This is a genomic window from Photobacterium sp. R1 (genome assembly GCF_054600795.1).
The window spans coordinates 1-252 of the sequence record NZ_BAAHZP010000758.1 but is presented as its reverse complement, the minus strand read 5'-3'; the positions used below and the strand labels follow the sequence as shown (position 1 = coordinate 252).

Annotated in this window: 1 protein-coding gene; it reads right to left on the bottom strand. The window is 44.4% G+C overall.

Going from position 1 to position 252, the window contains the following annotated elements; all coding sequences use genetic code 11:
- On the bottom strand, positions 1–233 hold a 233-nt coding region (locus ACYP03_RS27110; protein ID WP_459782819.1), incomplete at its 3' end, for a hypothetical protein.
- Positions 234–252: the final 19 nt, after the last annotated feature.

The following is a 252-nucleotide window of genomic DNA, read 5'->3' as shown; positions in this document are numbered from 1 at the left end:
TGGTTATGAAGTGATTTGAATGCTTGAGGATTCACCAAACCGTCATGACACTGTGTGACGTCGAGGCAAAATGGGAGGATGCAATCTTCGGGAGGATACCATAAAAAAAATGCGTTTTTCAGGCTTGTAGAAAAAATAACTGCGCCTATAATGCTGAAAACCGGAGCGTCTGCCAACGCTCCGGTTTTTTTGTGCCTGCTCTTCAGGAAAATTGCTATCTGCCAATAGCGCATAACTGACGAGCAATATCCG